This is a genomic window from Mesorhizobium temperatum, from assembly GCF_002284575.1.
GTDB lineage: Bacteria > Pseudomonadota > Alphaproteobacteria > Rhizobiales > Rhizobiaceae > Mesorhizobium > Mesorhizobium temperatum.
Genome location: NZ_NPKJ01000008.1, coordinates 13,098 through 28,897, shown reverse-complemented (window position 1 = coordinate 28,897; position 15,800 = coordinate 13,098). Strand labels below are relative to the sequence as shown.

Here is a 15,800-nt window from a genome sequence, read left to right as displayed (position 1 = left end):
GCAGGCCTTCAAAAAGGCCCCATTAACCCACCAAACGCGACTTCGCTCCCCGTGCAAAGCCCTCCTTGTGGGAGAAGGTGGATCGGCGCGCAGCGCCGAGCCGGATGAGGGGTGCTGGAAGAAATGAGGCGCTGGCGATCCTGTCGCTGTGCGCCCGATTTGGACGAGGCTGTCCGCCAAGCTGGAACACCCCTCATCCGACCGAGCTTCGCTCGGCCACCTTCTCCCACAAGGGGAAGTGGGAACCTAACCAAGCTCAAGCGCGCTTAATGATGACATGCATAGCATTCGGCGTCGCGATCTGCTCGCTGCAGCGGTAGCCGAGCCGGGGCATGTCGATGCCGGCAAAAAGATTCTCACCCGAGCCGAGCAGCATCGGCGATATCGCCAGATGCATGTCGTCGATGAGCTTTTCCTGGAGATATTGCCGGATCGTGGCGACCCCGCCGCCGAGCCGCACATCCTTGCCGTCAGCCGCTGCTTTCGCCTTTTCCAGCGCTGAGTGGATGCCGTCGGTCACGAAATAGAAGGTCGTGCCGCCCTCCATGACAATAGGGTCCCGCGGGTGGTGGGTGAGCACGAAGACCGGCACATGGTAGGGCGGATTGTCTCCCCACCAGCCTTTCCAGGTGTCATCGGGCCAAGGTCCGCGGATCGGCCCGAACATGTTTCGGCCCATGATCCACGCGCCGATGTTTTCGAAGCTGCGCGTCACAAACGCGTCGTCGGTATCCGTGGTCCCGCCATCTTCGCCAGACATGTTGCGGAAGGTTCGGGTGCCGAGCATCCATTTGTGCAGGGCTTCCCCGCCGATGCCCAGCGGCTCTTTCAGGTCCTGGTCGGGACCGGCGCCATAGCCGTCGATTGACAGGGTGAAAGCGTTGACGCGAAGTTTGGACATGAGTACCTCTAAACCAGTTGTGAAATGCAAGCGGTTGTTATTAGCTAGGCCGATTGCATTTTGCAAGCGGTATTTTAAGAGCGGCGAGTGGCCGGCAGCCGCCGGGGCTCAGTAAAAGAAGTTCCGACTCATGTTGAAATGACCAACTCTCAATGTCGGCGCCGCCCCTCATCCGCCTGCCGGCACCTTCTCCCCGTATAGTGACGGGGCGAAGGGGGCTGGCCGCAACCTCGGCGCTATTTTGCAACGCTGGAGATTGGCGAAATCTTGCGAACGCGCCTTTTCTCCCCGTCACTATACGGGGAGAAATGCCCGGCAGGGCAATGAGGGGCAGCGCAAACCTGAAGCGAGTGCTCTGCGACGGCCATATCGCGCTTTGGACGAAGGAACGTTACCCGATGTGGGCGCTACGGATGCGCCTTACCCTTCAGCATCGCCGCCACCTCGGGCGCGAAATAGGTAAGGATGCCGTCGCAGCCGGCGCGCTTGAAGGCTAGCAGCGATTCCAGCATCGCCTTGTCGCCGTCGATCCAGCCATTGGCGTCGGCCGCCTTGATCATCGAATATTCGCCCGACACCTGATAGGCGAAGGTCGGCATCCGGAATTCGTCCTTCAGCCTGCGGATGATGTCGAGATAGGGCAGGCCGGGCTTGACCATCAGCATGTCGGCGCCCTCGGCGAGGTCCTGCTCGGCCTCGCGCAGCGCCTCGTCGGAATTGGCGTGGTCGAGATAATAGGTCTTCTTGTCGCCCTTGAGCAGCCCGGCGGTGCCGACCGCCTCGCGATAAGGTCCATAGAAGGCGGACGCGAATTTCGTCGCGTAGGACATGATCGCCACATCCTGGAAACCATTGGCATCGAGTGCATCGCGGATGGCGCCGATGCGGCCGTCCATCATGTCGGACGGGGCAATGATATCGGCGCCGGCCGAAGCCTGGATGACGGCGGCCGCCGCGACCTGCTCCACGGTCCGATCGTTGACGATGATGCCGTCGCGCAAGATGCCGTCGTGGCCGTGCGAGGTGAAGGGATCAAGCGCTGCATCGGTGATGATGCCGATCTCGGGCACCGCGTGCTTGATGGCGCGCGTAGCGCGGTTGATGACGTTCTCCGGATCGAGGATGTGCGAACCGGTCTGGTCGCGCAGGCCGAGCTCGACATTGGGGAAGGTGGCGATCGCCGGAATGCCGAGCTTTGCCGCGCGTTCGGCTTCCTTGACGGCAAGGTCGAGCGACAGGCGGAAGACGCCGGGCATGGCGGCGATCGGCTCGCGGATGTTTTTCCCGTCGACGACGAAGATCGGCCAGATCAGGTCGTCGACGGAGAGCCGGTTCTCCTGGACGAGGCGGCGCGACCAGTCGGCCTTGCGCATGCGGCGCAAACGGCGGCTGCCGGTGATCTCGTCGACGCTGCGCGCGCCGGCAGGTTTTGCTGGGGTAAATTTGTTCATCGCCAAAACTCCGGATCGGGTGGCTTTTACCACGAGCCTCCGCCGCTGACCAATGCGACACGATTGTGCCAGGCTTTTCAGCTTGGGTTCCTCGCCCCCACGAGAGTGGGGGGAGAGGTGGCTCGGCGAAGCCGAAACGGAGAGGGGGAACTGCGCCCTGCGAAAAGGCCCTCTCTCCGACCGCGTAGCCTGTCCTCGGGGTTGCCAATGGCAGGACCGTGGGCGGCCACCTCTCCCCCGCTTCGCCGGGGCGAGGAACCCAGGACTTGTAAGGGTCGTGCCACACCTCGTTGCCTCCTCTCTGTGGGAGCCACAAGGGGAGTGCGTTTCAAGGCTGACCGTTGCCGGACAGGATCTGTGCCGCTCCCTGCATGGCGACGCGGAACGCCTCGTCGAAGCTGACGCCGCGCACCTGCCAGCTGTAGGTCCTGCCGCCTGTGGCCAGCCGCCAGTCGGCGATCCAGCCCAATTCCTTGTCGCTCCAGACGATCCTGCCGGCAAGCGCCTGGTCGGCGCCGACCTGTTTGGCGGCCTTGTCCAGAGCCGCCATATCCGTCTCGTGCAGCGCCTTGTCGTCTAGCCCGGATTCGGAGAGCAGCGACGCTTTGGGAAATGCGATCCGCATCGCCAGCGGGTCGGCAGCATTCACGAACGATTCGCGCATCGGTGCGCCGCGCTCATCGTCGGCGGCCAGCGCGAAATGTCTGGCGCCTCGCTCCGTTGCGAGAAAGATCGCCAGCCGCGGCCGCTTGGCAAGCCACGGCTTGCTGCCCAGCGAGGCCAGTACCGGGTCGATCACACCAGGCCTGTAGAGGCAGGTAAGTTCGTGCGGCCGGTCATGCGTGCCTTGCTCGTCGTGGATCGGAATGCCTTCCATCCGGTCGCGATAGCGGAATTCGGCAACGAAGCTGCCAGCCTTGTCGCGCAGCGCCGCCATTTCAGGCTTTTTCGGCAGCCGCTGATCGCCGGAGACCCTGACCAGAACCGCATCCAGACAGGCCTTGAAGCCGATCCGGCGGTTTTCTTCGCCCTGGCCGGTGACGATGGTCTTCGCGCGATAGAGGTCGTCCCCGGCCAATGCGGGACGAGCGGCCGCGCATACCATCAGGCCGATCGCCACCAGGGCAAGACGCGAAAATCCAAGCATGGCTCAAAGTCCGGTTTGAAAGCCCGTCATCAAGATGGTCCGTTCTAGCATCGGCTGCCGGCGGTGGCCAAGGCGGCAGGATTGCGCCCCGCCATTGACGCAGCCATGCGCCACGCTTTAGCACTTCAGTCCCGGCGGCGCGGGGAGGGATTCTTAGGCGATGGATTTTGGCGGCGGCAACGAGATCCGCTTCGAACGATCGGGCAGGGCCGGCGTCGTCACGCTGACGCGGCCGCAGGCGCTCAATGCCGTCACCCATCGCATGGTCAACGCGCTCGATAAGGCGTTGCGCGCCTGGGAGCGCGACGACAGCGTCGATGTTGTCGTCGTCAAGGCCGAGGGCAGGGCGTTTTCGGCCGGCGGCGATATCCTCCACATTTATGAGGCCGGCCGGGCCGGAAAGCCGCCGGTCGATTTCTTCGCCGACGAATACCGGCTGAACGCCCGCATCGCGCGGGTCGAAAAACCCTATGTCGCGCTGATCGACGGCATCGTCATGGGCGGCGGCGTCGGCATCTCGTTCCACGGCTCGCATCGGCTGCTGACCGAGAACGCCCAGTTCGCCATGCCGGAAGTCGGCATCGGCTTTTTCCCGGATGTCGGCGCCAGCCATCTCCTGCCGAACCTTGGCGGCAGCTTCGGCATGTATCTGGCCCTGACCGGCAACCGCATCCGCTACGGGGACGCTTTGTGGTCGGGCCTGGCGACGCACACGATCAAGGCGCAGGACCAGACCGGTTTTCTCGACCGGCTGGTGGCGACCGGCGACCCGGAATCGGCGCTGCGCGGTTTGTCCATTCCGGCCCGGCGCGAGACGGACAGTCCGACGCTGGAAGCGATCGCCCGCCATTTCGCGCAACCGACGCTGGGTGACATCATCGGTAGCCTGGAGCGCGCCGCACCCTCCGATGCGTTCGCGGCCAAGACGCTGGCGACGATCCGCACCCGCTCGCCGACCAGCCTGCATATCGCCTGGCGCGAGATCAGCGCCGGATCGACGCTGTCGATGGACGAATGCATGCGGGTGGAGTTCCGCATCCTCAACCGCATGCTTGCCGGCCACGATTTCTACGAAGGCATCCGCGCCGCCATCATAGACAAGGGCTCGACGCCGCAATGGCGGCCGGCAGGCATCGACGACGTAGGCGCTGCCGACGTCGATGCCTATTTCGCTCCGCTCGGCGAACGGGAACTCGAACTGTGAGCGAGGTCACGTCGAGACGCGTCGTGCTCCAGCCCTCGATGATCGAGGTCATCTTCGCCTGGTTCCAGCGCGTCGTATCAGGCTACTGCCTGCTGTTCGGAATTTTGTACTGGATCCGGCTGATTGGCTTCTACCCCGGCCCGTTGTGGCGCTTCGACCTGATGCCGGTGCATTGGCAGGTGGCGTCGGTGATGCTCGCCGTCTTCTTTCCCTTCGCCGCCGCCGGTCTGTGGATGCTGGCCTCCTGGGGGCCGGTGATCTGGTTCATCTGCGCAGCGACCGAGACCGTCATGTATGCCGGCTTTCCCGAGCTCTTCGGCCACCGGCCGCTGATCCTAGCCTCGCATGCGGCGGTGGCGCTGCTCTACATCGTCTTTCGCGTGGTGATCTGGATGCAGAAGCGCCAGACGCGGCAATAGAGCATCGGAGCGATGCTCAACAAGAATAGCCGCGCGTCCGGTTGGACGGGCAAATTTCCGCCCGGAATCATTGGCTAAATCTTTAGGTTAATCATCCTTGTTCGGGTGACCCTTCGTTAAGCCTCTTTCGAGACCTATTACCGGTAAGCTCTTGTTAGCCCTAGCGTTTAAGTCGAATTTTATGAGTATTCGATAGTGTCGCGATCAAGGTGAAAAACAAAAAATCACCAGGCGACAAACGAGAGGCAAAGACAATGATCAATTCCCGTCCGGCGGCGAAGACCGCCAACGTATCCGATGACCGCCGCGAGGCGATCCGTTCGCTGTACATGGAATCGCTGCAGCTGGTGGAACGGCTGCACCGCCGTCTGCTTGACGTGATCAAGGACGAATTCGACCGCAACGGCCGTTCCGACATCAACGCCATCCAGGCGCTGCTGCTCTTCAACATCGGCAATTCGGAGCTGACGGCCGGCGAACTGCGCTCGCGCGGCTACTATCTCGGCTCGAACGTCTCCTACAATCTGAAGAAGCTGGTCGATCTCGGCTTCATCAACCACCAGCGCTCGCGCATCGACCGCCGTTCGGTGCGGGTCTCGCTGACGCCGAAGGGCAGTGAGGTGGCGGAAGTCGTCGCCGGCCTCTACGAGCGCCATGTCGGCTCGATTGAGCAGGTCGGCGGCATCAACACGGAAGAATTCAAGCAGATGAACCGCGCCCTGCAGCGCCTCGACCGCTTCTGGAACGACACCATCGCTTACCGGATGTAACGCAAATCCGCAGCATGTAGGGGAACCGCGCCGAAGAAGCGCGGTCGGGAGCGACCTCAAGACCGGTGCCGAAAAGCACCGGTCTTTCCGTTTCGTCACGCCAGCCGATCCAAATCGCGGTCAGGGTCACGTTGCCGCCATATTCCCGGTGAAAGCGAGAATGCGGGTGATGTTGCGGCGAGAGCCAACCGTCTCCCTGCCAACCGTCTCCTCTGAACGCGCGTTGCGCCCGGCGCGTTCTCACACAGCAGCAATGGGGGCCATGGTTGGCTAATTGTTAAGGACGCCAACCCTAGAGTGCGGGCGGGATCGCCCGGTGAAAAAATTGTTACAGGAATATCTGGAGCGTACATGAGAACCAGTCGCCGTTTCTTCCTTTCCGGAGCCTCCGCGTTGGCCGCGACGATGATTGCCGGTGGCGCCAGAGCGCAGGACGTGATCGCGGATATCCTGAAATCCTCGGGCCGCGGCAACTGGGACGACCAGTTCGACGCCCGCGCCAGCCAGGGCGGCAAGGTGGCCTCGACGCTGCCGATCGTCAGCCTGCAGACCGTTGCGTTCACCGAGCAGGCGATCGCGCAGTATCAGAATATTGTCGCGCAGGGCGGCTGGGAGCCGGTTCCGGATACCAAGAAATTGCAGCTCGGCGTCATCGATCCCGACGTGGTGCCATTGCGCAGGCGCTTGATGATTTCGGGCGACCTGGCGGAGAGCGCCGGCCTTTCAGAGGCCTTCGATTCCTATGTCGATGCGGCAGTCAAACGCTTCCAGGCGCGCCATGGCCTGCCTTCCGACGGGACACTGGGCCAATATTCGTATGCGGCGATGAATGTTTCGGCGCAGGTCCGGCTTGGTCAGCTACAGACCAATCTGCAGCGGCTGCACGAGCGCGCCGGCACGCTGGGCAACCGTTATGTATTGGTCGACATCCCGGGCGCCCAGATCGAAGCGGTCGAGAACGACCGCGTCGTGCTGCGCCACACCGCCGTTGTCGGCAAGATCGACCGCCAGACGCCGATCGTCGATTCCAAGATCAACGAGATCATAGTCAATCCCTACTGGAACGCGCCGGTTTCGATTGTGCGCAAGGACATCATTCCGCTGATGCGGAAGGACCCCAACTATCTCAAGGACAGCAACATCCGTCTGTTTGCACCGGACGGCAGCGAGGTCGATCCGCTGACCGTCGACTGGTCGACTGACGACGCGGAGAAATACCGCTTCCGCCAGGATCCGGGCGCCGGCAATGCGATGGCTTCGGTCAAGATCAATTTCCCGAGCCCGGACGGCGTCTACATGCACGACACGCCGCAGCAAAGCCTGTTCGGCAAGATGATGCGCTTCGATTCCTCGGGCTGCGTGCGCGTCCAGAACGTACGCGACCTCGTCACCTGGATCCTGCGCGACACGCCGGGCTGGAGCCGCCAGCATTTCGAGGCGGCGATTAAGAGCGGCGAGAACATCCCGGTGCAGGTCACCAATCCGGTGCCGGTCTTTTTCCTCTACATCTCGGCCTGGTCAACGGGGCCTGGCGTCGTGCAGTTCCGCGACGACATCTACGGGCTCGACGGAGCCAACGAGCTGCAGATCACCTCCGCGCTCTAAGCCACTGATCTTATTGCTGAAAGGCCGCCGCTGAGGGCGGCCTTTTTTGATGTGCGCCAGGCATGGCGCGTGGTGACGTAAGCACGGTTTGGCCGGGGTGGTATCCGGCCGATGACTTGGAGGCCAACTTACCCGAAGCCCGATATCACCCGGAGCGTGCGGCCGTAGCTCACAGAAGCCGTAGATGGCTATTTCGCCCCGCTGCCGCATTCCGGCCAGCAAATTTCGCGCTGCAAACGTGGCGGGGCGAAAGCAACTGTGTTAATGGCGCGGCAGACCCCCCGGACGACAAGGATCTCAAGCATGGCAACAGCAGCGGCAGTGTCGAACAAATTCGAATCCTTCTTCGAAACCACGCTTGCCGATGCGGATCCGGAGATTTTCGGCGCGATCCGTAACGAACTCGGCCGCCAGCGCCACGAGATCGAGCTTATCGCATCGGAAAACATCGTCTCCCGCGCCGTGCTGGAAGCGCAGGGCTCGATCATGACCAACAAATACGCCGAGGGCTATCCGGGCAAGCGCTACTATGGCGGCTGCCAGTTCGTCGACGTGGCCGAGGACCTGGCCATCGAGCGTGCGAAAAAGCTGTTCGGCTGTAACTTCGCCAACGTTCAGCCGAATTCCGGCAGCCAGATGAACCAGGCGGTGTTCCTGGCGCTGCTGCAGCCCGGCGACACCTTCATGGGGCTCGACCTGAACTCGGGCGGGCATTTGACCCATGGCTCGCCGGTCAACATGAGCGGCAAATGGTTCAAAGTCGTTTCCTACGGCGTGCGCAGGGACGATCACCTGCTCGACATGGATGCGATCGAGAAGACCGCCCACGAGACCAAGCCGAAGCTGATCCTGGCCGGCGGCACCGCCTATTCACGCGTCTGGGACTGGAAGCGTTTTCGCGAGATCGCCGACTCGATCGGCGCCTATCTGATGGTCGACATGGCCCATATCGCCGGCCTGGTCGCCGGTGGCGTGCATCCGTCGCCGCTGCCATATGCCCATGTGGTTACCACCACCACGCACAAGTCGCTGCGCGGCCCGCGTGGCGGCATGATCCTGTGCAACGACGAGGACATCGCCAAGAAGATGAACTCGGCAGTGTTTCCGGGCCTGCAGGGCGGACCGCTGATGCATGTCATCGCCGCCAAGGCGGTGGCCTTCGGCGAAGCGCTGAAGCCGAGCTTCAAGGTCTATGCCGAGAGCGTTGCCGCCAATGCCAAGGCGCTGGCCTCCAGCCTGCAGGAAACCGGTCTCGACATCGTCTCCGGGGGCACCGACAACCATCTGATGCTGGTCGACCTACGCCCGAAGAACGCCACCGGCAAGCGCGCCGAGGCAGCGCTTGGCCGCGCGAACATCACCTGCAACAAGAACGGCATTCCTTTCGATCCCGAAAAGCCGTTCGTCACTTCGGGCGTGCGCCTCGGCACGCCAGCCGGCACCACGCGCGGTTTCGGCCAGGCCGAGTTCCGCGAGATCGGCAAGCTGATCGCCGAGGTGCTGGACGGGCTCAACGCCGCGAATTCCGACGAGGGCAATGCAGCCGTCGAGGCAGCGGTGAAGGCGAAGGTGGCGGCGTTGACGGATCGTTTTCCGCTCTATCCCTATCTCGGTTGAGCTCACGCAACGTGTCATCCCTTATCGGCGGTATGAGAAGCACTGTTTCAGTGGGGACGGAGTCCGGACAGGAGCCTTGACGATGATGCAGATTTTTCGTGTCGCTGGCTTTGCCGCGCTTGGCGCGTTGGCCACACTGACCACCTTGCCGCTGTCCGCCGCCTTGGCACAGTCCGCGTCCACCCCAGCCGCACCGAAGACGGAAACCTTCGGCATGTGGTCCACCACTGTGGACGAGATCGATACCGGTGAGGATCTGCGCAAGACCTGCGTCGCCTCGACCGCCTTTCTCGACGCGAGCGGTACCAGCGGCACTCTCACGCTCGCCATCTCGAACGGCGATGCACTGCCGCCCAATGGCTATCCGACCCTTGTCATCGCCATGAAGAACAAGGACTTGCCGACTGGCGAGAACATTCCGGCGGTATTCGGCGACAGCAATGGCAAGGTCAAGGCGACGGTCAATGCCATGGCCGGTGCCGGCGGAAAATGGATGTTGAACAACAAGCCCGAGATCAGCCTGGCGCTGCTGCGTGCCATGCGCCGCGCCAGCGCACTCGAGGTGATCTTCGCCGACATTCCGGTCGCGACCATATCGATGGACGGCTTCACCAAGGCCTATCGCAGCCTCGGCGTGTCATGTGGGTTCCCGACCGGTGACGTCGCTCCGTAATCGGCCGGTGTTGCCGTCTCGTATGATGCTGGCAATTTTTCTCGCGCCTCGCTATCTCTGAGGCGCGAGAGACCACCCCGGTGCTTTGCCATCCCGGCAAAAACCTCTAAGCCTTTCGCTCCACGAGAATCGCGAACACAAGGCTGTCCATGCGCTGTCCCTACTGCCAGTCCGAAGATACGCAGGTGAAGGATTCGCGCCCCGCCGAAGATGGCGCGGCGATCCGCAGGCGGCGCGTCTGCCCCGATTGCGGCGGCCGCTTCACCACCTTCGAACGTGTGCAGTTGCGCGACCTCGTGGTGGTGAAGAAGTCCGGGCGCAAGGTGCCGTTCGACCGTGACAAGCTGCTGCGCTCAGTCGAGATCGCGGTGCGCAAGCGCAATGTCGATCCCGAGCGTATCGACCGCGCGGTGACCGGCATCGTGCGCCAGCTCGAAAGCTCGGGCGAGACCGAAGTCGCCTCGGGCGAGGTCGGCCGCCTGGTGATGGAGGCGCTGAAATCGCTTGACGACGTCGCTTATGTCCGCTTCGCCTCGGTCTATCGCAATTTCCGCGAGGCCAAGGATTTCCACGACGTGCTGGGCGAACTGAAGGGTGACGAGCTCAAGGAAGAGGACGCCGGCTGAGCATGGCAAGGCGCAGCCAAGCCGAACAAGAAGTTCTTGATCGCCGCTTCATGGCGGCAGCACTCAGGCTGTCGCGGAAAAATGCCGGACGGACCTCGACCAATCCGTCCGTCGGCACGCTGATCGTGCGCGATGACGGCACCGGACCGATGATCGTCGGCACAGGCGTCACCGCTGTCGGCGGCCGGCCGCATGCCGAAACGGAAGCACTGGCCGAGGCCGGCGAGCTCGCACGCGGCGCCACCGCCTATGTCACACTGGAGCCCTGCGCCCACCATGGCCGCACGCCGCCTTGCGCCAATGCACTGATCAATGCCGGCGTCACGCGGGTGGTTGGCGCTGCGAGCGACCCCGATCCACGCGTATCCGGCAACGGCTATGCGATCCTGCGTGCCGCCGGTGTCGAAGTGGTCGAAAAGGTGCTGGTGGCAGAAGCCGCCGAGCAGATGGCCGGCTATCTCATTCGATCTCTCAAAAAACGTCCGGAAGTGATTCTGAAACTTGCGCTTTCCAGCGACGGCAAGATCGGGATGGAAGGCGAGGGGCAAGTCTCGATCACCGGCGACATCGCCCGGCGCGAAGTCTATCTGATGCGGGCCGAAGCCGACGGCGTACTGATAGGCATCGGCACGGCGCTGGAGGACGATCCGGCGCTGACGGTGCGGTTGCCGGGGCTGGAAAACCGTTCGCCGACGCGCATCGTGCTCGACCGCCAGATCAGGCTGCCGGAAACGTCGAAGCTGGTGTCAGGCGTCGACCGGGTTCCGCTCTATGTCGCCGCCTGCGCCGAAGCCGATCCGCACCGGCGCGCCGCACTCGAACGCGCCGGCGTGCGCTTCATCGGCACCGAGACGTATGAAGGCGATATTGCGCTGCCGGAACTGCTCGAGGATCTGGCGGCGCTCGGCATGGCGAGCGTGCTGGTCGAGGGCGGCGCCAAGGTGGCCAAGGCCTTCCTCGCCGAAGGGCTGGTCGACCGCATCGTGCTGTTCCAGGGGCAGGAGCCGATCGGCAAGCGCGGCATTGTATCGCCCATCGACACCAACCATATCCCGGCAGGATTTCGCAAATTGCGCGACATGCGTTTCGGCGAAGACAGCTACGCGGAATGGATAAGGGACATCTGATGTTTACCGGGATTGTCACCGATGTCGGCACCGTCGCTGCCGTGAAGCCGCTGAGAGAGGGGCTCGGCTTGCGCATCGACACCGCCTATGACCCGCAGACGATCACCATTGGTGCTTCGATTTCCTGCGGCGGCGTCTGCCTGACGGTGACGGCGCTGCCGGAAAGCGGCGCCAATGCGCGCTGGTTCGAGGTCGAGGCCTGGGAGGAGGCGCTCAGGCTGACGACGGCGATGGGCTGGAAATCCGGCACCAGGATCAATCTGGAGCGGGCGCTGAAGATCGGCGACGAACTCGGTGGCCACATCGTTTCAGGCCATGTCGACGGCACGGCCGAGATCGTGGCGCGCAAGGAGGAGGGTGACGCGGTGCGCTTCACGCTGGAAGCGCCGCGCGACCTGGCCAAATTCATCGCGCCCAAGGGCTCCGTCGCGCTCGACGGCACCTCGCTCACCGTCAACAAGGTCGAAGGTACCCGCTTCGACGTGCTGCTGATCCATCACTCGCTGACCGTGACCACCTGGGGCGAACGCCAGGTCGGCGACAGGGTCAATCTGGAGATCGATACCATGGCCCGCTACGCGGCGCGCTTGGCCGAGGCGGCGAAAGAGGGACTTTGATGATTAAGGGCAGAAGGACTTCCAAACAGGAAGAGCAACTAACGCGCGAAGCTTTGGCCGATGTTGACGCCGGTAATGTGATTGACCACCCATGTCGTGCTTGGGCGTTGAGCCTTGACGCCAGTGATCCGCGTCAGACGCCGCGGCGGAAATAAAATAGTTTCGGCAGACCTCCCGCATCTCCACCAATCTTCTGCTTGCGATCAAACCGGCTTCGGCCTAAGTCACCGGCGATCCCGGAGACATCTATGGCTGGCACATCCCAACACGGCAAAGCGTTCATTCGCCCGAAGAAGAAGGCCCACCTTCTTGTCATCGAGGCACGCTTCCATGACGATCTTGCCGACGCGCTGCTCGAAGGCGCGACAAGCGCGCTCGAGGAAGCGGGCGCGACATACGACGTCATCACCGTTCCGGGCTCGCTCGAAATTCCCGCGGTGATTTCCTTCGCGCTCGACGGCGCCGCCGAAGGCGGGCCGAGCTATGACGGCTTTGTCGCCCTCGGCACCATCGTGCGCGGCGACACCTATCATTTCGACATCGTCGCCAATGAATCCAGCCGTGCCCTGATGGACCTGTCCGTGCAGGAAGCGGTCTGCATCGGCAACGGCATCCTGACCACCGAAAATGACGAGCAGGCCTGGACGCGGGCCAGGCGTTCGGAAGGCGACAAGGGCGGCTTTGCCGCGCGTGCGGCGCTGACCATGATTGCCCTCAAGCAACAGTTGGGGGAGCGATCGTGAGCGAACCCGCATCACCCGGCCAGCCCGCGGTGCGCCACGCCAACAAGCGCGGTGCTGCCCGTCTGGCCGCCGTGCAGGCGCTCTACCAGATGGATGTGGCCGGCAGCGGCGTCTTCGAGATCACCGCCGAATACGAGGCGTTCAGGCTCGGCAAGGAAGTCGACGGTGCGCTCTATCGCGAGGCCGACGCACAATGGTTTCGGGCCATCCTTGCCGGCGTCGTCGAGAACCAGAAGACCATTGATCCGATCATCCGCCAGGCGCTGACCGAGGACTGGCCGTTGTCCAGGCTCGATTCGACGCTGCGCGCCATATTGCGCGCCGGCGTCTACGAACTGATGAAGCGAGAGGACGTGCCGGTGGCTGTCATCGTTTCGGAATATGTCGATATCGCCAAGGCGTTTTACGAAGAAGACGAGCCGAAGCTGGTCAACGCGGTGCTCGATCGCGTGTCGCGCCGGGTGCGCGGCGAAGGGCGTGGCAAGGACGCTTCATGACGGCCGTCGCTATCGCCGAGGCTGGCAGGGAAGCGCGCCGCACGGCGCTCATCCTTGCCGCTTCGCAGGCGATCATCGGCTCGGCCGCACCCATCGCCATTTCCGTGGGTGGGTTGGCCGGGCACTATCTGCTCGGGTCCGACAAGTCGCTGGCGACGGCGCCGATCACCGGCTTCAACGTCGGCGTGGCGCTCGGCGCCCTGCCGGCAGCAGCCATTATCCGCCGGCTCGGCCAGCGTGACGGCTTCATGACCGGCACGATCGTCACTGCGCTCGGCGGTCTGGTCGCCACGTTGGCGCTGTTCCAGGCCAGCTTTTGGCTGTTTGCCCTCGGCCTGCTGGTGATCGGCATCGGCGGTGCCTTCGTCCAGCAATTCCGTTTCGCCGCCGCCGACAACGCGCCGTCTGAATTCAAGGCGCGCGCCATCTCCTTCGTGCTGGCCGGCGGCATCGTCACCGCCATACTCGGGCCGCAGATCGTCATCTTCACCCGCGAATTGTTTGCGCCGGTGATGTTTGCCGGCTCGTTTGCGTCAATCCTGGTGCTGGCGGCGGTCGGCGCCGCCATCCTGTCGTTCCTGCGCATCCCGGCGAAGGCGACGGGCAAAGCGGAAATCGCCGACAGCGACGCGCGGCCGCTCGCCGAGATCGTCACCAGGCCGCGTTTCGTGGCGGCGCTGTTTTGTGCCGTCGGCAGCTATGCGCTGATGAGCTTCGTCATGACCGGCGCACCGCTGGCCATGGTCGGCTGCGGCCTGTCGACGGACGACGCCACGCTCGGCATTTCATGGCATGTCATGGCGATGTTCGCGCCGAGCTTCTTCACCGGCTCGCTGATCTATCGCTTCGGCGCCGAACGGATCGTCGCAACCGGCCTTGTCTTGCTCGTCGGCTGCGCCGTGGTGGCGCTGTCGGGCCTGGCACTGTGGCAGTTCTGGACGGCGCTGATCCTGCTCGGCCTTGGCTGGAATTTCGGCTTCATCGGCGCCACGGCCATGGTCGCCGACAGCTACCGGCCATCCGAAAAGGGCAAGGTCCAGGGTTTTCACGACTTCGTCCTGTTCGGCTCCGTCGCCTTCGCTTCGCTGATGTCGGGCGCCGTCTACAATGCCTGGGGCTGGGAGATGCTGAACTGGATCATCTTCCCGGTGACGGTGCTGTGCTTCGTGGCGCTGGGCGTGCTGAAGATGACGAGCGCGCGGCCGACCAGCGGATGACCCCGAACCGAAGGTTCGGAAAGGATCATGCGCAAAATCAAAGTGCTGCGTCCAAGCGGACGCGCGGCGCTGTAGTGACATGACGCTGTCGGGATCAGACAGCCGCGGATTCACCCGCATCCGAACAAAATTATTGCCCCCATCCCCCTTCTTATGAAACCGTGTGCCCCGACGGGGCATTGAAGCCATGCTCATATGCGGCAGCCGTAATCCGGTTCTCAGCAAGGGATTTGTGAAATGTTTTCAGTCAAGGTTCTGGTCGGCGCGGCAGTGGCGCTTGGCATCACCGCAGCCTCGGCGAGCGCTCAGGTGGTTGTGTCGTCGAAGATCGACACCGAAGGAGGCGTGCTCGGCAACATCATCCAGCTGGTGCTGAACGCCAACAACATCCAGACCACCGACCGCATCCAGCTCGGCGGCACCCCTGTGGTGCGCAAGGCGATCACCGCCGGCGAGATCGACATCTATCCGGAATACACCGGCAATGCCGCCTTCTTCTTCGAAAAGGCCGACGATCCGGTGTGGAAGGATGCCGCCAAGGGCTATGAAATGGCCAAGAAACTCGACTACGACGCCAACAAGATCGTCTGGCTGTCGCCGTCGCCGGCCAACAACACCTGGGCGATTGCGCTGCGCAAGGATGTCGCCGAGACCAACAAGCTGGCGACGCTGTCCGACTTCGGCAAATATGTCTCCGGCGGCGGCCAGGTGGTGCTGGCGGCCTCGGCCGAATTCGTCAATTCGGCTGCCGCGCTGCCGGCTTTCCAGACCACCTATGGCTTCACGCTTAAGCCGGACCAGCTGATCACGCTGTCCGGCGGCGATACGGCGGCGACCATCGCCGCTGCGGCGAACCAGACCAACGGCGCCAACGCCGCCATGGTCTACGGCACCGATGGCGGCATCGCGCCGTCCGGCCTGGTCGTGCTCGAAGACGACAAGGGCGTGCAGCCGGTCTACCAGCCGGCGCCGATCATCCGCGAGGCGGTGCTGAAGGAGCATCCCGCAATCGAGACGCTGCTGAAGCCGGTCTTCGCCAAGCTCGACCTCGTCACCCTGCAGGAACTGAACGGCCGCGTGCAGGTCGGCGGCGAGCCGGTCAAGGGCGTCGCCGAAGATTTTTTGAAGAAGAACGGGTTTTTGAAGTAGTCAGCCACCGGTGCGCGACGCTCCTCCCTGGCCTGCC

Annotated in this window: 16 protein-coding genes; 13 read left to right on the top strand and 3 right to left on the bottom strand. The window is 63.4% G+C overall.

The features are described 5' to 3' along the window. Positions 1-256 precede the first annotated feature (256 nt). The 3 genes from CIT26_RS02280 to CIT26_RS02270 all read right to left on the bottom strand — a co-directional run bounded on the left by CIT26_RS02280 (position 257) and on the right by CIT26_RS02270 (position 3,499). Positions 257-901, bottom strand: a complete 645-nt coding sequence (locus tag CIT26_RS02280; RefSeq protein WP_095491061.1) for a dihydrofolate reductase family protein — start codon at positions 899-901, stop codon at positions 257-259. 407 nt (positions 902-1,308) lie between these two features. Beyond that, positions 1,309-2,352 carry a porphobilinogen synthase gene (gene hemB / locus CIT26_RS02275; protein WP_095491060.1) on the bottom strand — a complete coding sequence of 348 codons (1,044 nt, stop codon included), beginning with the start codon at positions 2,350-2,352 and terminating at the stop codon, positions 1,309-1,311. 328 nt (positions 2,353-2,680) lie between these two features. Continuing rightward, positions 2,681-3,499: a DUF2066 domain-containing protein gene (locus CIT26_RS02270; protein WP_095491059.1), complete on the bottom strand. Its 819-nt coding sequence runs from the start codon at positions 3,497-3,499 to the stop codon at positions 2,681-2,683. Between the two features lie 160 nt (positions 3,500-3,659). On the opposite strand from CIT26_RS02270, the gene CIT26_RS02265 reads away from it, so the two are divergent. The 13 genes from CIT26_RS02265 to osmF all read left to right on the top strand — a co-directional run bounded on the left by CIT26_RS02265 (position 3,660) and on the right by osmF (position 15,763). Continuing rightward, on the top strand, positions 3,660-4,703 hold the full coding sequence (locus CIT26_RS02265; RefSeq protein WP_095491058.1) for an enoyl-CoA hydratase/isomerase family protein: 1,044 nt from the start codon (positions 3,660-3,662) through the stop codon (positions 4,701-4,703). Continuing rightward, positions 4,700-5,122 carry a DUF6163 family protein gene (locus CIT26_RS02260; protein WP_095491057.1) on the top strand — a complete coding sequence of 141 codons (423 nt, stop codon included), beginning with the start codon at positions 4,700-4,702 and terminating at the stop codon, positions 5,120-5,122. The genes CIT26_RS02265 and CIT26_RS02260 overlap by 4 nt, the downstream gene beginning before the upstream one ends. 254 nt (positions 5,123-5,376) lie before the next feature. Further along, positions 5,377-5,892 (top strand): transcriptional regulator LdtR, encoded by a 516-nt coding sequence (gene ldtR / locus CIT26_RS02255; protein ID WP_027154640.1) that lies wholly within the window; start codon positions 5,377-5,379, stop codon positions 5,890-5,892. Between the two features lie 351 nt (positions 5,893-6,243). Continuing rightward, positions 6,244-7,497 (top strand): L,D-transpeptidase family protein, encoded by a 1,254-nt coding sequence (locus tag CIT26_RS02250; protein ID WP_095491056.1) that lies wholly within the window; start codon positions 6,244-6,246, stop codon positions 7,495-7,497. Positions 7,498-7,800: 303 nt separating this feature from the next. Next, positions 7,801-9,114: a serine hydroxymethyltransferase gene (gene glyA / locus CIT26_RS02245; RefSeq protein ID WP_095491055.1), complete on the top strand. Its 1,314-nt coding sequence runs from the start codon at positions 7,801-7,803 to the stop codon at positions 9,112-9,114. Positions 9,115-9,196: 82 nt separating this feature from the next. Continuing rightward, positions 9,197-9,787, top strand: coding sequence for a hypothetical protein (locus tag CIT26_RS02240; RefSeq protein ID WP_095491054.1), 591 nt, complete (start codon positions 9,197-9,199; stop codon positions 9,785-9,787). Positions 9,788-9,936: 149 nt separating this feature from the next. Next, positions 9,937-10,413: a transcriptional regulator NrdR gene (nrdR, locus tag CIT26_RS02235; RefSeq protein WP_023798407.1), complete on the top strand. Its 477-nt coding sequence runs from the start codon at positions 9,937-9,939 to the stop codon at positions 10,411-10,413. A gap of 2 nt (positions 10,414-10,415) precedes the next feature. Then, a complete protein-coding gene (ribD, locus tag CIT26_RS02230; protein ID WP_095491053.1) occupies positions 10,416-11,540 on the top strand; it encodes a bifunctional diaminohydroxyphosphoribosylaminopyrimidine deaminase/5-amino-6-(5-phosphoribosylamino)uracil reductase RibD in 1,125 nt (374 codons plus the stop codon). Continuing rightward, complete coding sequence (locus CIT26_RS02225; protein ID WP_095491052.1) at positions 11,540-12,157, top strand: riboflavin synthase; 618 nt, start codon at positions 11,540-11,542, stop codon at positions 12,155-12,157. The genes ribD and CIT26_RS02225 overlap by 1 nt, the downstream gene beginning before the upstream one ends. A gap of 248 nt (positions 12,158-12,405) precedes the next feature. After that, a complete protein-coding gene (gene ribH / locus CIT26_RS02220; protein ID WP_095491051.1) occupies positions 12,406-12,900 on the top strand; it encodes a 6,7-dimethyl-8-ribityllumazine synthase in 495 nt (164 codons plus the stop codon). Next, a complete protein-coding gene (nusB, locus tag CIT26_RS02215; protein ID WP_023798402.1) occupies positions 12,897-13,397 on the top strand; it encodes a transcription antitermination factor NusB in 501 nt (166 codons plus the stop codon). The genes ribH and nusB overlap by 4 nt, the downstream gene beginning before the upstream one ends. Next, entirely contained in the window at positions 13,394-14,614 is a 1,221-nt protein-coding gene (locus CIT26_RS02210) for an MFS transporter (RefSeq protein ID WP_095491050.1), read from the top strand. The genes nusB and CIT26_RS02210 overlap by 4 nt, the downstream gene beginning before the upstream one ends. Before the next feature lie 237 nt (positions 14,615-14,851). Beyond that, positions 14,852-15,763 (top strand): glycine betaine ABC transporter substrate-binding protein OsmF, encoded by a 912-nt coding sequence (gene osmF / locus CIT26_RS02205; RefSeq protein ID WP_095491049.1) that lies wholly within the window; start codon positions 14,852-14,854, stop codon positions 15,761-15,763. The last annotated feature ends 37 nt before the right edge of the window (positions 15,764-15,800 follow it).

Coding starts and splice junctions, on each gene's coding strand:
- CIT26_RS02280 (WP_095491061.1), bottom strand. CDS start 901: ATGTCCAAACTTCGCGTCAACGCTTTCACCCTGTCAATCGACGGCTAT.
- hemB (WP_095491060.1), bottom strand. CDS start 2,352: ATGAACAAATTTACCCCAGCAAAACCTGCCGGCGCGCGCAGCGTCGAC.
- CIT26_RS02270 (WP_095491059.1), bottom strand. CDS start 3,499: ATGCTTGGATTTTCGCGTCTTGCCCTGGTGGCGATCGGCCTGATGGTA.
- CIT26_RS02265 (WP_095491058.1), top strand. CDS start 3,660: ATGGATTTTGGCGGCGGCAACGAGATCCGCTTCGAACGATCGGGCAGG.
- ldtR (WP_027154640.1), top strand. CDS start 5,377: ATGATCAATTCCCGTCCGGCGGCGAAGACCGCCAACGTATCCGATGAC.
- CIT26_RS02250 (WP_095491056.1), top strand. CDS start 6,244: ATGAGAACCAGTCGCCGTTTCTTCCTTTCCGGAGCCTCCGCGTTGGCC.
- glyA (WP_095491055.1), top strand. CDS start 7,801: ATGGCAACAGCAGCGGCAGTGTCGAACAAATTCGAATCCTTCTTCGAA.
- CIT26_RS02240 (WP_095491054.1), top strand. CDS start 9,197: ATGATGCAGATTTTTCGTGTCGCTGGCTTTGCCGCGCTTGGCGCGTTG.
- nrdR (WP_023798407.1), top strand. CDS start 9,937: ATGCGCTGTCCCTACTGCCAGTCCGAAGATACGCAGGTGAAGGATTCG.
- ribD (WP_095491053.1), top strand. CDS start 10,416: ATGGCAAGGCGCAGCCAAGCCGAACAAGAAGTTCTTGATCGCCGCTTC.
- CIT26_RS02225 (WP_095491052.1), top strand. CDS start 11,540: ATGTTTACCGGGATTGTCACCGATGTCGGCACCGTCGCTGCCGTGAAG.
- ribH (WP_095491051.1), top strand. CDS start 12,406: ATGGCTGGCACATCCCAACACGGCAAAGCGTTCATTCGCCCGAAGAAG.
- CIT26_RS02210 (WP_095491050.1), top strand. CDS start 13,394: ATGACGGCCGTCGCTATCGCCGAGGCTGGCAGGGAAGCGCGCCGCACG.
- osmF (WP_095491049.1), top strand. CDS start 14,852: ATGTTTTCAGTCAAGGTTCTGGTCGGCGCGGCAGTGGCGCTTGGCATC.